This window comes from Azospirillum baldaniorum (assembly GCF_003119195.2).
Lineage (GTDB): Bacteria > Pseudomonadota > Alphaproteobacteria > Azospirillales > Azospirillaceae > Azospirillum > Azospirillum baldaniorum.
This window is the reverse complement of record NZ_CP022255.1, coordinates 717,203-734,055: the sequence shown is the minus strand read 5'-3', so window position 1 is coordinate 734,055 and position 16,853 is coordinate 717,203. Positions and strand designations below refer to the sequence as shown.

At 66.3% G+C, this 16,853-nt stretch carries 13 protein-coding genes and 1 pseudogene; 8 read left to right on the top strand and 6 right to left on the bottom strand.

What is annotated here, in order from left to right:
- Positions 1 to 5: 5 nt before the first annotated feature.
- The 3 genes from Sp245p_RS25555 to Sp245p_RS25545 form a co-directional block, all read right to left on the bottom strand.
- Positions 6 to 2,429, bottom strand: a complete 2,424-nt coding sequence (locus tag Sp245p_RS25555; RefSeq protein WP_165360002.1) for a TonB-dependent receptor — start codon at positions 2,427 to 2,429, stop codon at positions 6 to 8.
- A 209-nt stretch (positions 2,430 to 2,638) separates the two neighbouring features.
- Positions 2,639 to 3,664, bottom strand: coding sequence for a FecR family protein (locus Sp245p_RS25550; RefSeq protein ID WP_014199477.1), 1,026 nt, complete (start codon positions 3,662 to 3,664; stop codon positions 2,639 to 2,641).
- A 101-nt stretch (positions 3,665 to 3,765) separates the two neighbouring features.
- A complete protein-coding gene (locus Sp245p_RS25545; protein WP_014199478.1) occupies positions 3,766 to 4,290 on the bottom strand; it encodes an RNA polymerase sigma factor in 525 nt (174 codons plus the stop codon).
- 573 nt (positions 4,291 to 4,863) lie between these two features.
- Between Sp245p_RS25545 and Sp245p_RS25540 the strand changes: the two genes are divergently transcribed.
- Positions 4,864 to 6,882, top strand: a complete 2,019-nt coding sequence (locus tag Sp245p_RS25540) for an ELWxxDGT repeat protein (RefSeq protein WP_014199480.1) — start codon at positions 4,864 to 4,866, stop codon at positions 6,880 to 6,882.
- A gap of 160 nt (positions 6,883 to 7,042) precedes the next feature.
- Positions 7,043 to 7,309: a hypothetical protein gene (locus Sp245p_RS25535; RefSeq protein ID WP_014199481.1), complete on the top strand. Its 267-nt coding sequence runs from the start codon at positions 7,043 to 7,045 to the stop codon at positions 7,307 to 7,309.
- On the opposite strand, the gene Sp245p_RS35945 is transcribed toward Sp245p_RS25535, so the two are convergent.
- From Sp245p_RS35945 to Sp245p_RS25520, 3 genes and pseudogenes are all read right to left on the bottom strand, one after another.
- On the bottom strand, positions 7,254 to 7,655 hold the full coding sequence (locus Sp245p_RS35945) for a methyltransferase domain-containing protein (protein WP_014199482.1): 402 nt from the start codon (positions 7,653 to 7,655) through the stop codon (positions 7,254 to 7,256). The genes Sp245p_RS25535 and Sp245p_RS35945 overlap by 56 nt on opposite strands.
- 110 nt (positions 7,656 to 7,765) lie before the next feature.
- Positions 7,766 to 7,996 (bottom strand): annotated as a pseudogene (locus Sp245p_RS36585) (class I SAM-dependent methyltransferase); the annotation flags it as partial.
- Positions 7,997 to 8,362: 366 nt separating this feature from the next.
- Positions 8,363 to 9,151, bottom strand: a complete 789-nt coding sequence (locus Sp245p_RS25520) for a helix-turn-helix domain-containing protein (protein ID WP_014199484.1) — start codon at positions 9,149 to 9,151, stop codon at positions 8,363 to 8,365.
- Between the two features lie 290 nt (positions 9,152 to 9,441).
- Between Sp245p_RS25520 and Sp245p_RS25515 the strand changes: the two genes are divergently transcribed.
- The 6 genes from Sp245p_RS25515 to Sp245p_RS25490 all read left to right on the top strand — a co-directional run bounded on the left by Sp245p_RS25515 (position 9,442) and on the right by Sp245p_RS25490 (position 16,825).
- The gene (locus Sp245p_RS25515) at positions 9,442 to 10,737 is read left to right on the top strand and encodes a CaiB/BaiF CoA transferase family protein (protein WP_014199485.1); all 1,296 of its coding nucleotides are present in this window, start codon (positions 9,442 to 9,444) and stop codon (positions 10,735 to 10,737) included.
- 114 nt (positions 10,738 to 10,851) lie between these two features.
- Complete coding sequence (locus Sp245p_RS25510; protein ID WP_109139009.1) at positions 10,852 to 12,237, top strand: aldehyde dehydrogenase family protein; 1,386 nt, start codon at positions 10,852 to 10,854, stop codon at positions 12,235 to 12,237.
- Positions 12,131 to 13,237: an NAD(P)-dependent oxidoreductase gene (locus Sp245p_RS25505; protein WP_281291745.1), complete on the top strand. Its 1,107-nt coding sequence runs from the start codon at positions 12,131 to 12,133 to the stop codon at positions 13,235 to 13,237. Before Sp245p_RS25510 ends, Sp245p_RS25505 begins: the two co-directional genes overlap by 107 nt.
- Before the next feature lie 63 nt (positions 13,238 to 13,300).
- Entirely contained in the window at positions 13,301 to 14,509 is a 1,209-nt protein-coding gene (locus Sp245p_RS25500; RefSeq protein ID WP_014199488.1) for an ABC transporter substrate-binding protein, read from the top strand.
- Positions 14,510 to 14,586: 77 nt separating this feature from the next.
- Positions 14,587 to 15,648 carry an acyl-CoA dehydrogenase family protein gene (locus tag Sp245p_RS25495; protein ID WP_014199489.1) on the top strand — a complete coding sequence of 354 codons (1,062 nt, stop codon included), beginning with the start codon at positions 14,587 to 14,589 and terminating at the stop codon, positions 15,646 to 15,648.
- 31 nt (positions 15,649 to 15,679) lie between these two features.
- A complete protein-coding gene (locus Sp245p_RS25490; protein ID WP_014199490.1) occupies positions 15,680 to 16,825 on the top strand; it encodes an acyl-CoA dehydrogenase family protein in 1,146 nt (381 codons plus the stop codon).
- Positions 16,826 to 16,853: the final 28 nt, after the last annotated feature.

Below are 16,853 nucleotides of genomic sequence, written 5' to 3'. Positions count from 1 at the left end.
CACCTTCAGAAATCCACCGACACCGACAGCTTGGCCGTCAGCGGGTTGCCCTGGCTCAGATAGCCGCCGGAGGCCGACGCCCAATAGGCCTTGTCGGTCACGTTCTCGACCGCCGCCCGGATGGTGACCGGACGGTTCTGGACCTCGGCGATCATCCGCGCGCCGACATCGAAGCGGGTCCAGCTGGGAATCTTCAGCGTGTTGGCGGTGTTGAGATACTGCGAGCCCGTGTGGATCATGCGCCCGGTCACCGTCACGGTGGGGAAGGACGCGGGGAGGAAGGGCAGATCCCATTCGACGTTGGCGTTGAACTGGTGGCGCGGCACGCCGACGGCGTCCTTGCCCTCGGTCGCGGCGCTGCCGGTGTCGCTCAGCTCCGGATCGATGAAGGTGGCGCCACCGAGCAGCCGAACGCCCTGCACCGGTTCGCCGTACAGCATCAGTTCGATGCCGCGGTTGCGCTGTTCGCCGGACACGCTGTAGACGCGGGTGAACGCGTCGGTGACGCCGCTGGGCTGCGTGGTCTGGAACAGCGACAGCGAGCCGCCGAAGCTGCCGAAGTCCAGCTTGCCGCCGACCTCGTACTGGACCGACCGGTAGGGCTCGAAGATCTCTCCAGAATTGACCGCCGTGGACGGGGCAGTCGGCCCCTGCGCCAGACCCTCGATCCGGTTGGCGTAGAGCGACAGCGTCTCGATCGGCTTCACCACCAGCCCGACCACCGGCGTCAGCGCCGACTGGTCGTAATCGGAGGTGCGGGCGCCGTTGGCCCGGTTGTATCCGCGAACCTGGATGTTCTGCTGGCGCAGGCCGGCGGTGACCATCACCCGGTCGTTCAGGATCGACACGGTGTCCGACGCGTAGACGCTGCGCAGCACCGACTCGCTGACCTTCGGCAGATCGCCGACCATGCCGCTGGCCGAGGTCGTCGCCGGGCGCGGGAAGCCGACCATGTTGTAGAGGTTGATGGTGGAGGTCGTGCCGAACTCGAAGCCGTTGTTGTTGGTCGTCCGCAGCGCGGAGGCTCCGGCGTTCAGCTGGTGCCGGAGCGGACCGGTCTGCAGGTCGGCCCGGACGCCGCCCTGGCCGGTGACGGTGTCGTCCTCGCGCGGGACGGTCAGGCGCCGGACCGTGCCGGTGCCGTCGGGCCGCGTGATGGTGGGAGAGGCATAGTCGCCATCCTCGCGCATGCTGCGCAGGCCGAAGGCGCCGTAGGCGGTCAGGTTGGGCAGGATGTCGTATTCGGCGCGGATCTGGCCGAAGGTGTCGCGCATCCGCGAATAGCTCCAGGGCTGCGCGTAATTCTGCGAGGCCGACGGCACCGCCGGGACGAAGCTGCCGACATAGACCACCGGGCGTCCCTGCTCCACCCGCTGGGTCTGGGTGCCGACGTCGAGCGTCACGCGGGCGCGCTCGCCACGGTAATCCAGCGCCAGGGAGCCGAGCTTCAGCGTCCGCTCCTCGTCGTCGATGGCCGTGTCGCCGCCGCGGACCGCGGCGTTGGCGCGCACGCCGAACTGGTTGGCGTCGCCGAACCGCCGGCCCACATCGGCGGACAGGCCGAGCCGGCTGTCCATGGCGTAGCTGGCGGTCAGCCGGGTCAGCGGTTCGTCCTCCGCCCGCTTGGGCACGAGGTTCACGCCGCCGCCGATGCCGGACCCGCTGGGGGCCGCGCCGTTGAGGAAGGCGTTGGCGCCCTTCAGCACCTCCACCCGTTCGAACATGTTGGTGGCGACGATCTGGCGCGGAGCGGTGCCGTAGAGGCCGTCGACCGACAGGTCCTCCCCCGCCAGCTGGAAGCCGCGGATGACGAAGCTCTCGGCGAAATTGCCATAGCCGAGGCTGCTGCGCACCGCCGGGTCGTTGGCCAGAACGTCGGCGATGGTATCCGCCTGCTGGTTGCGGATGGTTTCGGCGGTGTAGCTGGTGATGGAGAATGGAACGTCCATCGCGTCCTGGTTGCCCAGCGCGCCGATGCGCCCGCCCCGCGCCACCTGACCGCCGGCGTAGGCCGGGGGCAGAGCGCCCGGACCGGTGGCGCCCCGGCTTCCTTCGACCTGCACCGGATCGAGCAGGACGGCGTCGCCGGCGGCCACGCGCTCGACCGTCACGGTCTCGGTGTTGAGGAAGCGGGCGGCCAGTCCGGTGCCGGACAGCAGACGGTTCAGCCCCTCGCGCGCGGTCATCGATCCGCTGACGCCGGGAGAATTGACGCCCTGGGTCACCGCACCGGGGGTCAGCACCTGGATGCGCGTGGCGGTGGAGAAGGCGGCAAGCGCCCCGTCCACCGACTGTGGCGCAATGGCGAAGGTCACCGGACCGGCCGGGATCGACTCCTGGATCGACTGCGCGACGGCCGCGGGCGCGCTGAACAGCAGAAGGCCCGGCACGATCAGCATCGTCGTCGCCAGGAGCCGTCCCGGGAGCACGCGCCCCAACCGGCAGCCCTGGACTCTGCCCCGGCGTCCGTTCGTCACACCCGTCGCTTCACACTTCACCGATGTCATCGCTCGCCTCTGTCGTCCGGTGAGAGAGCGCGCCGCTTTCTGCGATTGCGTCTCATTCTCTCCTTTCCCGAACATGACGACGGGCGCGCGGAGAACCCTGGGAAGTTTTTTTCAGGTCCCGCCGATTTTTTTCAGCGGAGCAGGGTCAGGTAGGGAGTGATGCGGGTGGCGCGCACGCCGAGGCCGCGCTCCAGCGCATCGAGCACGGCGTCCGGCCGGTCGAGCGCGAAGACGGCGGATACGACTCGTTCCGCCGCCTCGTCGTTCAGCAGGACCACCCGGCCCGGCCATTGCCGGTTCAGAGCCGTGATGACGGAGGCGAGCGACTGCTGGCGGAAGACGATCTGGCCCTGGCGCCACGCGAAGGCGACGGCGGGGTCCGCCGCCCGTGGTCCGGTCACGCCGTGGGCGTCGGCCTCCGCGCTCTCGCCGGGGTGCAGGCGGACGCTGTCGGGCCAGGGGGCGCTGCTGTCGGCGTTCCGATGGGCGACGACCTCCACCAGCCCTTCGCCGACGGTGACCGTCGTGCGGTCGTTCTCGCGCCGGACGCTGAATTGGGTTCCCAGCACACGGGCGGCACCCGCCCCGCCATCGACGACGAAGGGATGGTCGGGATCGCGCGTGACCTGGAACCACGCCTCGCCGCGCAGAATCCGGACGCGCCGCTCGCCATCTCGATAATCGAGCGCCAGTGCGGTGTCGCCGTTCATGTCGACCGTGGAGCCATCCGGAAGGGTCAAGGTCCGGCGCTGTCCGGTCGAAGTCACCTGATCCGCGACGGCGTTCTGGTACAGCGTCGGTCCGTGCCAGCCGCCGAGGCCGCCGACCACCAGCAGGATCGTCATAGCCATGGCAAGGCGCCGCATACCGGTCGCCGCGGGGCGGCGGGGAGACGCGATGCGTGACCCGGCATAGGCGGCGCGGGCGGGTTCCTTCAGGTCGTGAAGGAGGATCTGCAGGCCGGTCCAGGCGTGGGAGTGAGCCGGACTGCGGGCCAGCCATTCGGCAAAGGCGGCGCGTTCCGCCGGCCGGACGTCGTCGGATTGCAGGCGGAAGTGCCACGCGTTGGCTTCCGAGAACAGCCGGTCCTCGTCCGGGCCGCCTTCCAGCGGGCCGCCTTCCGCCGGCTCGCTGCGCTGTCCATCCTGATGATCCATTGCGTCCCGCTGATCGCTCCTGTTGTCTCGTGTTTGGATAGACGGTCGAGGGCGGCCAATCCCTCAAAGAAAATGACCTGCCGGGACCTTGGCCCGGCCCATCATCGCATTGGACGCCGCTTCATATGCGCGCGGCACTGCTCCAGCGCCGTGCGCAGATGGTACTCCACCGTGCGGGGGGAGATGCCAAGCCGCTCACCAATGGCGCGGTAGGACAAACCTTCGACATGATAGAGGAGGAAGACGTCACGGGTTTTGGGCGGCAGGGAGTCGATGGCGCCGCGCAGCCGGGCCATGGTCTGGTTCCGCTCGACCACCATGTCGGCACCGGGGCCGGAGGAGGGCAACTCCTCGTCTGGCGGGCCGGCCTCACGCAGGCGCTGGCGCTTGGCAGCCCGGCAATGGTCCAGCGCCACGCGGTCGGCCACCACATACAGCAGGCCGGCCGGATTCTGGATCGCCTCGCCATCGGGCAAGCGGGCCAGCCGCAGGAAGGCATCCTGCGCGAGATCGCCCGCCGTTTGCGGATCCCCGGTCCGCCGCGCGATGGCACGCTCAACGCGCAGTCGATGCGCATCAAACAACTCCGCGATCTTGCGCGCCCAAGCGCTTACGGAGCCCGTCATCGGACGCTCCAGGAGTGGGTGTCGTCAAGCAGCGGAGGGCAGTGGGTGTCGGTCACAGAGGCGCGGAATGACAGATGCAAAGAAACCAGCGCCCGTGGGGCCATCGCCCAGGATGCCGGTCACACCGGTATAGCCGCATCGAACCCATAATGCGAACTATTCTTATTATCAAATAATTCCCCTAGGTTACGGAGCCCCTTTGGACAAAAGGTTGGTTCCGTTGCAAAGTCCTACAGTTGTTATTGCCCGGACACGAGCCGATGCCCCCGTGGTACGCACGAGCAGCTTCAACTGCAGGAGAAAAATTGTTTGTTAAAATGATATATTTTGCTGATGCAATGCATTTATACACTATTTAAAATGCCAAATGGCACAGCCTAAACCGCTTCACAATACTATTGTGACTACGGGTATTTTAATACGATTAAAATGCATTGCGCATCATATACGCTACAGTATTATTGTGATTATAATAATAAAATGAATTGACTATGATTGCGGTGCGGTAGCCCCAAAATTGTCATTCTGCGACGCGCGATTTTTTGGTCAATGCTTCATCCGATTGGAGGGGGCATGTCACTAACGAAGATCGCTGTTTTCACAGCCACGATGCAAAACACGGGCGCTGAACTTTGGGTCACCGACGGCACGCCGTTGGGAACGCGCCTTATTGCCGACATCAGACCCGGCGAGGAGGGAAGCGCCCCCCAGGACGCCGTCGTCGCCGGCGAAAAGGTATTCTTCACCGCCGACGACGGCCTGCACGGACGCGAACTCTGGGTCACGGATGGCACCAGCAGCGGGACCCGGATGTTCGACGCTGCGGCCGGCGCCGCATCAGGCGCCCCGGACGACCTGACTGTGGTCGGCAACCGGCTGTTCTTCACTGCAGACGATGGGATTCACGGCCGTGAGTTGTGGGTGAGCGACGGGACCGCGGCGGGGACGCGGATGGTTGCCGACCTCATGCCGGGGATACAAGGGTCCTCCCCATCGGCGTTGACGGCTGCACACGGCCGGATCTACCTGCACGCAGACGGTGACACTCGGGATGGGATCTGGAGTTCCGACGGCACCGCCGCCGGAACTGTCCTCTTCCATGAGATGACGCCGCTGCCCACCTGGTCCTACGGCATCACACTGGTCAGCATGAATGATAGGGGGCTGGCCTTCCACGAGGGGGCGGCGTCCTGGCCTTCCAAGCTCGCCTTCGTCAATGCCAACGGCACCGCGACGGCCTTTGCGAACCTCATCCCCGACAGCGGGGCGGTCCGCTATTCCCCCTCGCCTGATGGGCTTGTGGTGTCAGTCACGAATGTCATCGACTGGACCGGGAGCATGGAGTGGCCTACCGCCGTCCGTCATTCAACCTTCTGGGTCACCGATGGCACGTCCGAGGGCACGCGCTACCTTGGCGACCTGACCATGCAAGGTTGGGACCTTGAGCGGATCGTCGGCGTGCGCAACGGCCATGTGGTGTTCACGACCGACATGGATACCTACCGGGTGGAACAAGGTTCTGCCTCCCTGATTGGCATTTTGGAGGAGGCTACTGGCAAGGTGAGCTTCCTGCCGAGCCAGGAACTCGCCAACCCGCTCGGATGGCTCGATAGGGGAGCGCCCGGCGATGATGGAGATCGCCTTCTCTTCTTGGACGAAAGCTATTGGTCGGGCTCGCAACGCCTTCTGGCGAGCGATGGCACAGCTGGGGGGACCGCCGAACTTCATCAGAACGATTGGATGTACCAGGACATTGAGATTGCCGGCGGCCGGGCCTTCTTTCTGACGGACCAGAGCGGAGCCGATCCCGCTGCTCTGTGGGTGACCGATGGCACGCCCGAAGGCACGCACAAGGTGCAGGACACATCGGGGGGAGCCGTTGGCGACAAGCTCCTCGGGGATCTTGATGGCCACATGCTGGGGTTCGATCGTGATTACGCCGCCAAGACGGATCGGTTCTTCCTGTCCGACGGCACGACGGACGGCACCATCGTACTTGCAGAGCTTCCCCCTGGAACAGGGAACGATTATTGGGATCACACGGCCAAGCTGCTCGGTGTCATCGCAGCACCGGACGGTATCCACCGAGGATCCCAAGGCAACGACACGTTGCTGGGCGGAGATGGTGCGGACCGGATTCATGGATTGGGTGGTGACGACCGCATCTTGGCCGGTGCCGGGGACGACCGGTTGAACGGCGGCGCCGGCGCAGACTTCATCGACGGGGCGGAAGGTGCCGATCGCCTTTATGGCATGTCCGGGCGGGATGTCCTCTTGCCGGGGGCTGGGCGCGACATCGTGGATGGCGGCATCGGCGACGATGTCTTGCTTGCCGAGCGGGACGGCGAGAGCGACCAGTTCTTCTTCGCCCCAGGCAGCGGCGCTGATGTGCTGACCGCCTTCGACCCGCTGCTGGACGTCATCATTCTGAAGGGGTTCGAGCAGGACATCGGTACGGCGGCATGGCGGGCGGAGCACATCACCGAGTTGGGGGGAAGCGTGCATGTCGATCTCGGAGGCGGGGACAGCATCCTCGTCCTGGACGCGATGGCACAGGACCTCCGCTTTACGGTCATCGACCCAGGCCTCTGACGCACACCAGACAAGGCAGCCTGAGGCAGTTTGCGCAGACGAAGACGCATTGGAGCGGCCTGGGGGAATCGAACCCGCCTTACGCGGGTTGGAAGCCCCCTGCCTCGCCATCCGGAAAAGTCCTGTCGATGGGCCTGCGGCCAACGCTATCCATTGTCGGATGGACGTCGCTCCGCCGCAAGGCGCCATCACGCTCGCCGAGGCCCTGGACCGGGCGCTCGCGTTCCATCAGGCCGGTCGCGCCAGGGAGGCGGGCGATCTCTGCCGCGCGATCCTGCGCGCCTTGCCGGAGCAGGCGGAGACCCGCTGCCTGTTGGACACCATCGCGTTCGGGCAAGGCCGCCTGGACGCGGCTGGCGCGCTCATCACCGTCACGGCGGCGCTGGATCCCGCCTTCTTCGACGCCCACCGCACGGTGAGGCTGTAATACTCCAGATGCTCGTGGAGACCGTGTCGAAGGCGTTCCGCAGCAGCAGGAGCGGCAGGTAGGACAGTTCCAACACCCACAGCCCGTCCGGAGCGAGCAGCCGGGCGATCGCGGCGGCGGCCCCGCAGGGATCCTCGATGTCGTAGAACATGGCGATGGAGGTCACGATGTCGAACCGGGCGCCGGCGAGTTCCGTCAGCGCGGCTTCGGACGGAAAGAAGGTGTTGACGACGGTGACGTCGCCTGCGAGCCCGGCAGCGATGTCGGACGGATCGACCCCGACCCGCGCCGACGCCGCGGGGTAGGCGCGGAGCAGGGTACCGTCGTTGCAGCCGATGTCGAGCACCGCCGGCGCCGGCCGGCCAACGCCCCAGACTGTTCGGCGATGCCGCGCAGATGGTCACGCATCGTCGCGTTGAGGCCTGACCGGTACCAGTAGGTCCGGTACAACCGTTTGGGAGGCACGCTGGCGGAGGTCTGCAACAGCCCGCAGGCTCCCGGATCCCGGTCGGCGCCGCAACGCACGAGCCGCATGGGAAAGGCCTCCCCGGTCAACGCCGCCCGCCCGGGCTTGGCGAAGACTCCCTGCAGAACCTGCGGGCCAAGGTCGATGACCGGCACCAGGACCGACGAACCGCAGATCCGGCCCGTCTGTCGCGGGTGAATCGGACGCGGGCGAAGGGACATACCGGGACCTCGACGGGCTTGGGGGCAGGAGGGCATAAGGTGGAACGCGCCGACGGGCCGAGACGCTCGCGGGATTGCCAAGACCCGTGGGCGTGTGATCGACCACCGCGCCGCGGTCGGCCAGCCTCCGCTCAAGGTCGCGGTGGCTTATCGAAAACTGCAAGGACCAGCGCATCCCCCACAGGATCGCCGCCGCCGTGAACTGCCGGCCCTTGAACGGGTCTTTCCGCTGCGCTTCACCGTGTCACCCCTGCCGCCGAAAGAGGACGGGTTTTGCCCGATCTTCGCCCGCAGGCAAACTTTGCAACGGAACCCAATCAGTCGCAACGTTAACAGCACCCGACAAGGTCACTCACTGCCGTCTCGTTACCCGCAAGAAGCATGACGGAGGACATGGGCAAGTCGGTTGGCGTTCGTTATGAGCATATCAAGGAACCGCTCCTGGGCGGATTCCGGGGAAACAGCGCTGCGCAGCATCATGATGTTGAGCGTTGCGAGAATACCCTGCTCGTCACGCACCGGCACCGCCATGGCCCAAAGCTGGCCAGAATATTCACGGTCGCTGTAAGAGTCGTCCATGCATGCGAAACCTCGGGCCCGCACGTCGCTGAGCAGAGCCTCAAGACGTTGCGGATCGCTGGCCAGGGCGTTGGCGGGATCGGTGCGGGGCCTCAGGCGTGCAAGAATCCGTTCCCGTTCGCTGTCGGCGCAGAATGCGAGATACGCCCGCCCAATGGAGGTTTCCAGGATCGGCGCGCGAAAACCAGGGCGGCGGTTGAAGAACAGCGGTCCCGTTTCGCGGCTCGTCTGGACGACGATCATGGCGTCGTGATCGAACAGCGCCACGTCGGATGGCCAACCGATCGCCTGACGGAACTCCGTCAGGATCGGTTCGCACAGCAGCCCAATCCGGTGGTGCAGGTCGTAACCACGGCTAAGCTGCAGCGTGCGCCCGGTAGCGACGTACCCTGAGTTGGATGGGTTGCGGGTCACGTAACCTTCATGCTCCAGCGTCTCCAGCATTCGCACGATCGTGGCCTTGTCGAGCCCCGTCTCCTTGTGCAGAGCGGCAACGGACGCATCGCGCAGTTCGTTGACGATGCGCAGGACGTCAAGGCCTCGGGTCAGGGCCGCAACGGGTTTGAAGGAAGGCATCGAGGTCACGTTCCCTTGTTTAGCGTCTGGACTTGGGTCCACCAGCGATGTCGCCATCGCCAACGGATTGTTGGAGGGGCCATCCGTCCGTCCCGCTGTTTTTTCGCCAAGCTGAAAAGACGGTTGCCTTTTATCAGAGGGCCCGTTAGCCTATCCATAATGAAATGATCGTTTCACAGAGTGAAATGGTCATGGCGCCGGGAAATGCAAGTTCCAGGCGTCAGAAGTGAAAAGGGAGGCTCCCGTTCCAGGTCCGGAACGGTGACGCTTGCAGCCGGAGACCACTCATTGTGACCTTGCCCGAATCACCCCACGACGAAGCCGGCAACCGTGCCGCCGGCCCGATGTCCCTGGCTGGGCTGCGGGTGCTCGACCTCAGCCGTGTGCTGGCCGGTCCTTGGGCATCCCAAATTCTGGGCGACCTCGGCGCCGATATCATCAAGATTGAGCATCCGGAAAAGGGCGATGACACCCGTTCCTGGGGGCCGCCCAACCTGCGGCCCACGCCGGGGGACCGAACCGACGATCCGCCCAGCGCTTATTACTTGAGCTGCAACCGAAACAAGCGGTCACTGGCCATCGACATCGCCAAACCGGAAGGGGCGGCTCTCGTCCGTCGGCTGGCACGAAGCTGCGACGTCGTCCTGGAGAATTTCAAGGTCGGCGGCCTGTCTCGCTACGGTTTGGATTACGAGAGCCTGAAGCGGGAGAACCCCGCCCTGGTTTACTGTTCCATCACCGGCTTTGGCCAGACCGGCCCCTACGCACCCCGCGGCGGCTATGATTTCCTGATCCAGGGCATGAGCGGGCTGATGAGCGTCACAGGCCAGCCGGAGGGGGCACCCGGCAGCGAGCCGCTCAAAGTCGGAGTGCCGGTGTCGGACCTGTTCACCGGGCTTTATGCCACCATTGCCGTGTTGGCGGCGTTGCGCCACCGTGATCGCGCCGGCGAGGGCCAGCACATCGATTGCGCTCTGCTGGACACCCAGGTCGCCGTGCTCGCCAACCAGGGCATGAACTGGCTGGTTGGTGGTCAGGTGCCGAAGCGGCTCGGCAACGGACATCCCAATGTCGTCCCCTATCGCTGCTTTGCGACGGCCGATGGCCACATCATCGTCGCCGTCGGCAACGACGGGCAATTCCGTGCCCTGTGTCGTCTGCTGAATCGCGAGGATTTGCTGGCGGACGAGCGGTTCGCCAGCAACCCCGGCCGGCAGGCCCACCGCGCGGAGCTGGAGGCCACGTTGGCGGACAGCATGGCACGGTGGACGTCCGCGGACCTGATCGAAGCGCTGTCCGGCGGCGGGGTCCCGGCCGGCCCGATCAATCGCATCGATCAAGTGTTCGACGATCCGCAAGTGGTGGCCCGTGGTCTTGTCCATCGGTTGGAAACGCCCGGCGGCACGCCGGTGCCGATCGTCGGCTTTCCGGCGCGCCTGTCCCGGACCCCGGCCTGCTACCGGCGTGTGCCGCCCCGTCTGGGAGAGCAGACGGACGAGGTGCTGTCCGATCTGCTGGACCTCACCGGAAACGAACTTGAGGAGCTGCGGGCCGGTGGCGTGATCGGCACCGCGGGGCGCTCGTGACGGCCTTCCTCTGACCTTTCCGGCGCCACCGGCCCGCCGCATCGAAGACGTGAGACCAAGAAGATGATGGAACGAAGGAATTGGATCGCCGGACGTCTTGTCGACGGTGTCCGAATGGAAGCGAACCGCAACCCGGCGCGGCCAGGCGAGGTGATCGGCCATTATGCCTGGGCCTCGGTCGAGCAGGCGGAAGAGGCGCTCGGCGCCGCACACGCGGCCTTGCCGGGTTGGGCGGCGAGCAATCCGCAGACCCGCTCCGACGTGTTGCGGCGGGTCGGCGACGAGTTGAACGCCCGCGCCGAAGAACTGGGCGCTTTGCTGACGCGAGAGGAAGGCAAAACGCTGCGTGAGGGCATCGGCGAAGTCCGGCGCAGCGCACAGATCTTCCACTATGCGGCCGGGGAGCCGCTCCGCCAGGGTGGCGAAGCCCTTCCCGGTCTGCGCGACGGCACCACCGCCATGGTCAGCCGTGAACCGGTCGGCGTCGTCGTCCTGATCACGCCGTGGAATTTCCCGATGGCGGTTCCCGCCTGGAAGACCGCTTATGCGCTCGCTTTCGGCAACACGGTGGTCTTGAAGCCCTCGGAAGTCACGCCGGCCTGCGCCTGGGAACTGGCGGACATCCTGCACCGCGCGGGGCTGCCCGCCGGCGCCTTCAATCTGGTGGTGGGGGACGGCCGGACGCTGGGACCGGCGTTGGTCGACGGAGCCGACGCGGTCAGCTTCACCGGCTCGCCGGGGGTTGGCCGGGCGATCCTGGAGCGCTCGGTCGCCCGCATGACCCGCGTCCAGCTTGAGCTTGGCGGCAAGAACCCTCTGGTGGTTCATGACGACGCCGATCTGGATCTGGCGGCGGACATCGCGTTGCAGGGGGCTTTTCATTCCACCGGACAGCGTTGCACGGCGACCAGCCGCATCATCGTCGATCGCCGGGTGCACGACGCTTTCGTCGAACTGCTGGTGACGAGGATCGCCGCCCTGCGCGTCGGCGATCCCATGGACGCGGCGACGGACATGGGGCCGGTCGTCAGCGAAGCCCAGCTCGCCAAGGACCTGCACTGCATCGCGGATGCGCGCAGCGAAGGCGCGGAGCTGGCCTTCGGCGGCGGACGCATGGATGGGGACGGCTATTTTCTGGAACCGACCTTGTTCGTCGGCACCGACAACGCCATGCGGATCAACCGGCACGAAGTGTTCGGCCCGGTCGCCTGCGTCATCCCGGCGGATGGGCTCGATCACGCCATCGCCATCGCCAACGACAGCGAACACGCCCTGTCGAGCGGCATCGTCACGCGTGGGCTGGCGTCGGCCGAAACCTTCCGCCGCCGTTCACGGGCCGGCCTCGTCATGGTCAACGCTCCCACCGCCGGCATCGACTACCACGTCCCGTTCGGTGGCCGCGGCCCCTCGGGCTACGGCGGACGCGAGCAGGGCAGCGCGGCCGTCGAGTTCTTCACGGAAGGCAAGACCGCGTACATCAACCACGGCATCGCCGGCTGACGCCGAACGAAACAGCCAACCACCAAGTCGGCCAGCAAACCGGCCAGCAAGCCAGACGGCTGCACAGCGCCGACGGCATTCGAAGGGGAGTGAAAAAATGTCAGAGACGATCGCGTTCATCGGGCTTGGCGCCATGGGGTTGCCGATGGCCTCCAACCTGGTCCGCAAGAACTTCCCGGTGATCGGCTTCGACCTCGATCAGGACAAGCTCGGAAAGCTGGTTGCGCTGGGCGCACGCCCGGCCAGCGACGTCACCGCCGCCGTGCGGGACGCGACCGTCGTCATCACCATGCTGCCCGCCCCACCGCAGGTGCGCGAGGTCATCCTGGGCGGTGAAGGCGTTCTCGCCGGCCTCCGGCCGGGCGCGCTGGTGATCGACATGAGCACCGTCGACCCACAGACCACGGACACTGTGGCTGCGGCGTGTCTGGAGAAAGGCGTGGCCTTCGTGGACGCTCCGGTCGGCCGCCTGGTCAGCCATGCGGAACGCGGCGAGTCCCTGTTCATGGTCGGGGCCAGCGATGAGGGCTTCGCCCGTGCCGAACCGATGCTGAAGGCCATGGGGACGACCGTCCACCGCTGCGGCCCGGAGGGCGCCGGCACCCGCATGAAGATCGTCAACAACTACCTGGCGGTGATCGGCGCGCAGTTGACGGCGGAGGCCATTTTGCTGGGGACCAAGCTTGGCCTGCCGGTGGACGTGATGAAGGCGGTGTCGGGTGGGACCACGGCGACCAATGGCCAGTTCCAGATCAACTTCGCGACCAAGGTGCTGAAGGGGGACACGGCGCCCGGCTTCACCATCGACCTTGCCCACAAGGATCTGATGCTGGCGCTGACGGCGGCAGCGCAGCAGCGTCTCGGTCTGCCGGTCGGGTTGGCGGCGGCCGGTGCGCTCGGCGCCGCCCGCGGCGGCGCCTATGCCCAGCGCGACTTCTCCGCACTGCTCGACTACGCCTGCGACATTGCCGGCGTCACTCCGCCCCGCCTGCCGGACTGACCGGACACGGCACCGGCACGACCACCGCGAAAAGCAAAATCAGGTTTTGGGAGGAAGGGAATCATGAAGACTTTGGCGGCTCTGGCCACTTCGCTCGTCGCGCTGACACAGGTGGCCTTCGCTCAAGGAGTTTCCGACAACAAGGTCAAGATCGGCGTCATCACCGACCTGTCGGGCGTCTACACCGACATCGCCGGCAATGGTTCGGTGGTCGCGGCCGAATTGGCGGCTGAGGATTTCGGTGGGAAGGTCAAGGGCGTTCCCATTGAGATCATCAAGGCCGATCACCAGAACAAGGCGGATATCGCCAGCTCCGTCGTTCAAAAATGGTTCGATACCGAGCAGGTCGACGCCATCGCGGACATGGTGACATCGTCGGTCGGCCTTGCCCTCCAGCAGGTGGCGGTGCGCTCGAAGAAGGTGGCGCTGAACACCGGCGCCGGCACGTCCGGCATGACCAACGCGTCCTGCTCTCCGTACGGCGTGTCGTGGGTCTACGACACCTATTCGCTGGCCACCGTGAACGCCAAAGCAACCTTGCAGAGCGGTGGCGACACCTGGTTTTTCATCACCGCCGACTACGCCTTCGGACATGACTTGGAAAACGATGTGCGCAAGGTGCTGGAAGCCAATGGCGGCAAGGTCGTCGGCAGCGTCCGCCACCCCTTCCCCACGCAGGACATGAGCTCCTACCTGCTGCAGGCTCAAGCCTCGGGTGCCAAGGTCATCGCTCTGGCCAACGCCGGCCAGGACACCATCACCGCGATCAAGCAGGCCAAGGAATTCGGCATTCTCGACGACAGCAAGGTCAAGGTGGTGGCTCTGCTCGCCTTCGAGCCGGACATCCGCGCCATCGGCCTGTCCGACGCGGCCGGCATCCTGATGTCGAGCGGTTTCATCTGGAACCGCACTCCCGAAACCACCGCCTGGTCCGACCGCTTCCACGCCAAGACCGGAAAGCGCCCGACCAGCGTGCAGGCCGGCACCTATTCCGCGGTGTTGCATTACCTGAAGGCGGTCGAGGCGACCGGCACCGACAACGCCGACAAGGTGATGGAGGCCATGCGGGCCACGCCGGTCAAGGACATGTTTGCCGACGGCGGCACCGTGCGCGCCGACGGCCGGATGCTGCACGAGATGTATCTGGTCCAGGTGAAAAAGCCTGAGGAATCGCGCGACTCCTGGGACCTGTTCAAGGTGGTTGGATCGGTGCCCGGCGAGCAGGCCTTCCGCCCCGTCGCCGAAAGCCAGTGCCCGCTGCTCAAGAAATAGGAAGGGGGCGGCACTCTTCGCTCCCGGCGCACGGTCGCTGCCATCGCACTCTCCCCTTCATGTCAAGAGATCCAAACGTGAGCGAGACAAGTCAGATCGTACGGGACACGGCCAACCGGCTGTTCACGGAACGCATCTCCCCGCAACGTCTGCTCGGTGCCGAAACCGGTGCTTGGCTGGGCGAGGAGTGGACCCTGATCGAGGAGATGGGCTTGCCCCTCGCCATGGTTGGCGAAGAGCATGGCGGGGTCGGACTCGACGACGTGGACGCTGCGATGGTGATCCGCGTCGCCGGAGCCAACGCTGTGCCGTTGCCCCTGGCCGAAACCATGCTGGCGAACCGCTTCCTGGCCGCCGCGGGACTGCCTCTGTCCTCCGGACCGGCAACCGTGGCGCCGGTCCGCCCCACCGATCGGTTCCATTTGGAACGAGCGGGCGGCGGCTGGAACCTGTCCGGGACCGCCCACCGCGTCCCCTGGGCGCGCTCGGCACAGACCGTTCTCGTCCTGGCCGAGGCGGGTGGACAGACCTTTGCCATCCGGCTCGGCGATGGGCAGGTCCGGACGGAATGCGCTCATAATCTGGCCGTTGAACCGCGCGACAGCCTGTTCGTGGACGGCCCGGTTCCGGACACGGCGGTTGCCCCTCTCCCCGAAGGAACGGGAATCGGCGATCTCATGGCGATGGGGGCGGCCCTGCGCACCGCCGCGATGGCCGGCGCCATCGGGCGCGTGCTGGAAATGACCGTCGGCTACGCCAACGAGCGCGCTCAGTTTGGCCGCCCCATCGGCAAGTTCCAGGCGATCCAGCAGTCCTTGGCCGTCCTGGCGGGCCACGCGGCCGCCGCGTCCGGAGCCGCCGACCTCGCCGCCGAGGGGCTGTCTCAGGGGGCCCGGTCATTGACCGTCGCCGTCGGCAAGGCGCGGGCAGGCGAGGCGGCGGGTGTCGTCGCGACCATTGCCCATCAGGTGCATGGCGCCATCGGCTTCACCCATGAACACAGCCTGCATTTCCTGACCAAGCGCCTGTGGTCCTGGCGCGACGAGTTTGGAAACGAGGCGCACTGGAATCGCCTGTTCGGACAGCGCATGGCCGAGGCCGGCGCCGATGGAGTTTGGCCGCTGATCGCCGCTCTCTGATCAGCGCCGCCCTTCCCGGAGACATCCCTCGATGCAAGATTTTTCATTTCCGGCGCCGCCGACGGCGCCGGACACGGCCGAGCTGCGTGCCGAGGTGCGCGCCTTCCTGGCGGCGGAGCTGGCCGGCTATCCCGCCGCCAAACGCATCCGCTCCTGGAGCGGGTTCGATGCCGAGTTCAGCCGCAAGCTGGGACAGCGCGGCTGGATCGGTATGGCGTGGCCCAAGCAGTATGGCGGACACGAACGCAGCGCACTGGAACGCTACGTCGTTCTGGAGGAACTGCTGGCGGCCGGCGCTCCGGTTGCCGCCCACTGGATCGCCGACCGACAAAGCGGCCCTTTGCTGCTGAAAGTCGGGACCGAGGAACAGAAGCGCAGCATCCTGCCGCGCATCGCCGCCGGCGAGTTCTTCTTCTGCATCGGCATGAGCGAACCGGATTCCGGATCCGATCTCGCGGCGGTGCGCACGCGCGCCGTTCCGGTGGAGGGGGGCTGGCGGGTCAACGGCACCAAGCTGTGGACGACCTATGCCCACCATGCCCACGCCATGATCCTCTACTGCCGTACCGGCGCTGCGGACGATCGGCACGGCGGGACCAGCCAGTTCCTGGTTGACCTGACGCTTCCCGGCATCACCATCCGGCCCATCGCCGACCTGTCGGGCGCGCGGCACTTCAACGAGGTCGTGTTTGAAGACGTGCTTCTGCCGCACTCCGCCCTGATCGGGCAGGAGGGGGACGGCTGGAACCAGGTGATGAGCGAACTGGCCTATGAGCGCAGCGGCCCAGAACGCTTCATGTCGACCTTCGTGCTGTTTGTCGAACTGGTGCGGGCGCTTGGCAGCCAGATGACGCCGGATGCGGCGGGTGCGCTCGGTCGGCTGGGCGTCCACCTGGTCGTTCTCCGCCGCCTGTCGCGGTCGGTGGCCGGCATGCTGCAGGATGGCCGCAACCCCGCTTTGCAGGCGTCGGTCGTCAAGGATCTGGGCGCCCTGGTCGAGCAGGAGATTCCGGAGATCGCCCGACAGCTTATGGCGATGGAGCCCGATCTGCGGTCGCACGATGCCCTGTCGGCTGTGCTTGGCTACTCCATCCTCAACGCGCCGGCCTTCTCCCTGCGTGGCGGCACGCGGGAAATCCTGCGCGGAATCATCGCGCGGGGCCTGGGGCTGCGCTGACACGCCCTTCCCTTCAGCCGTCCGTCGG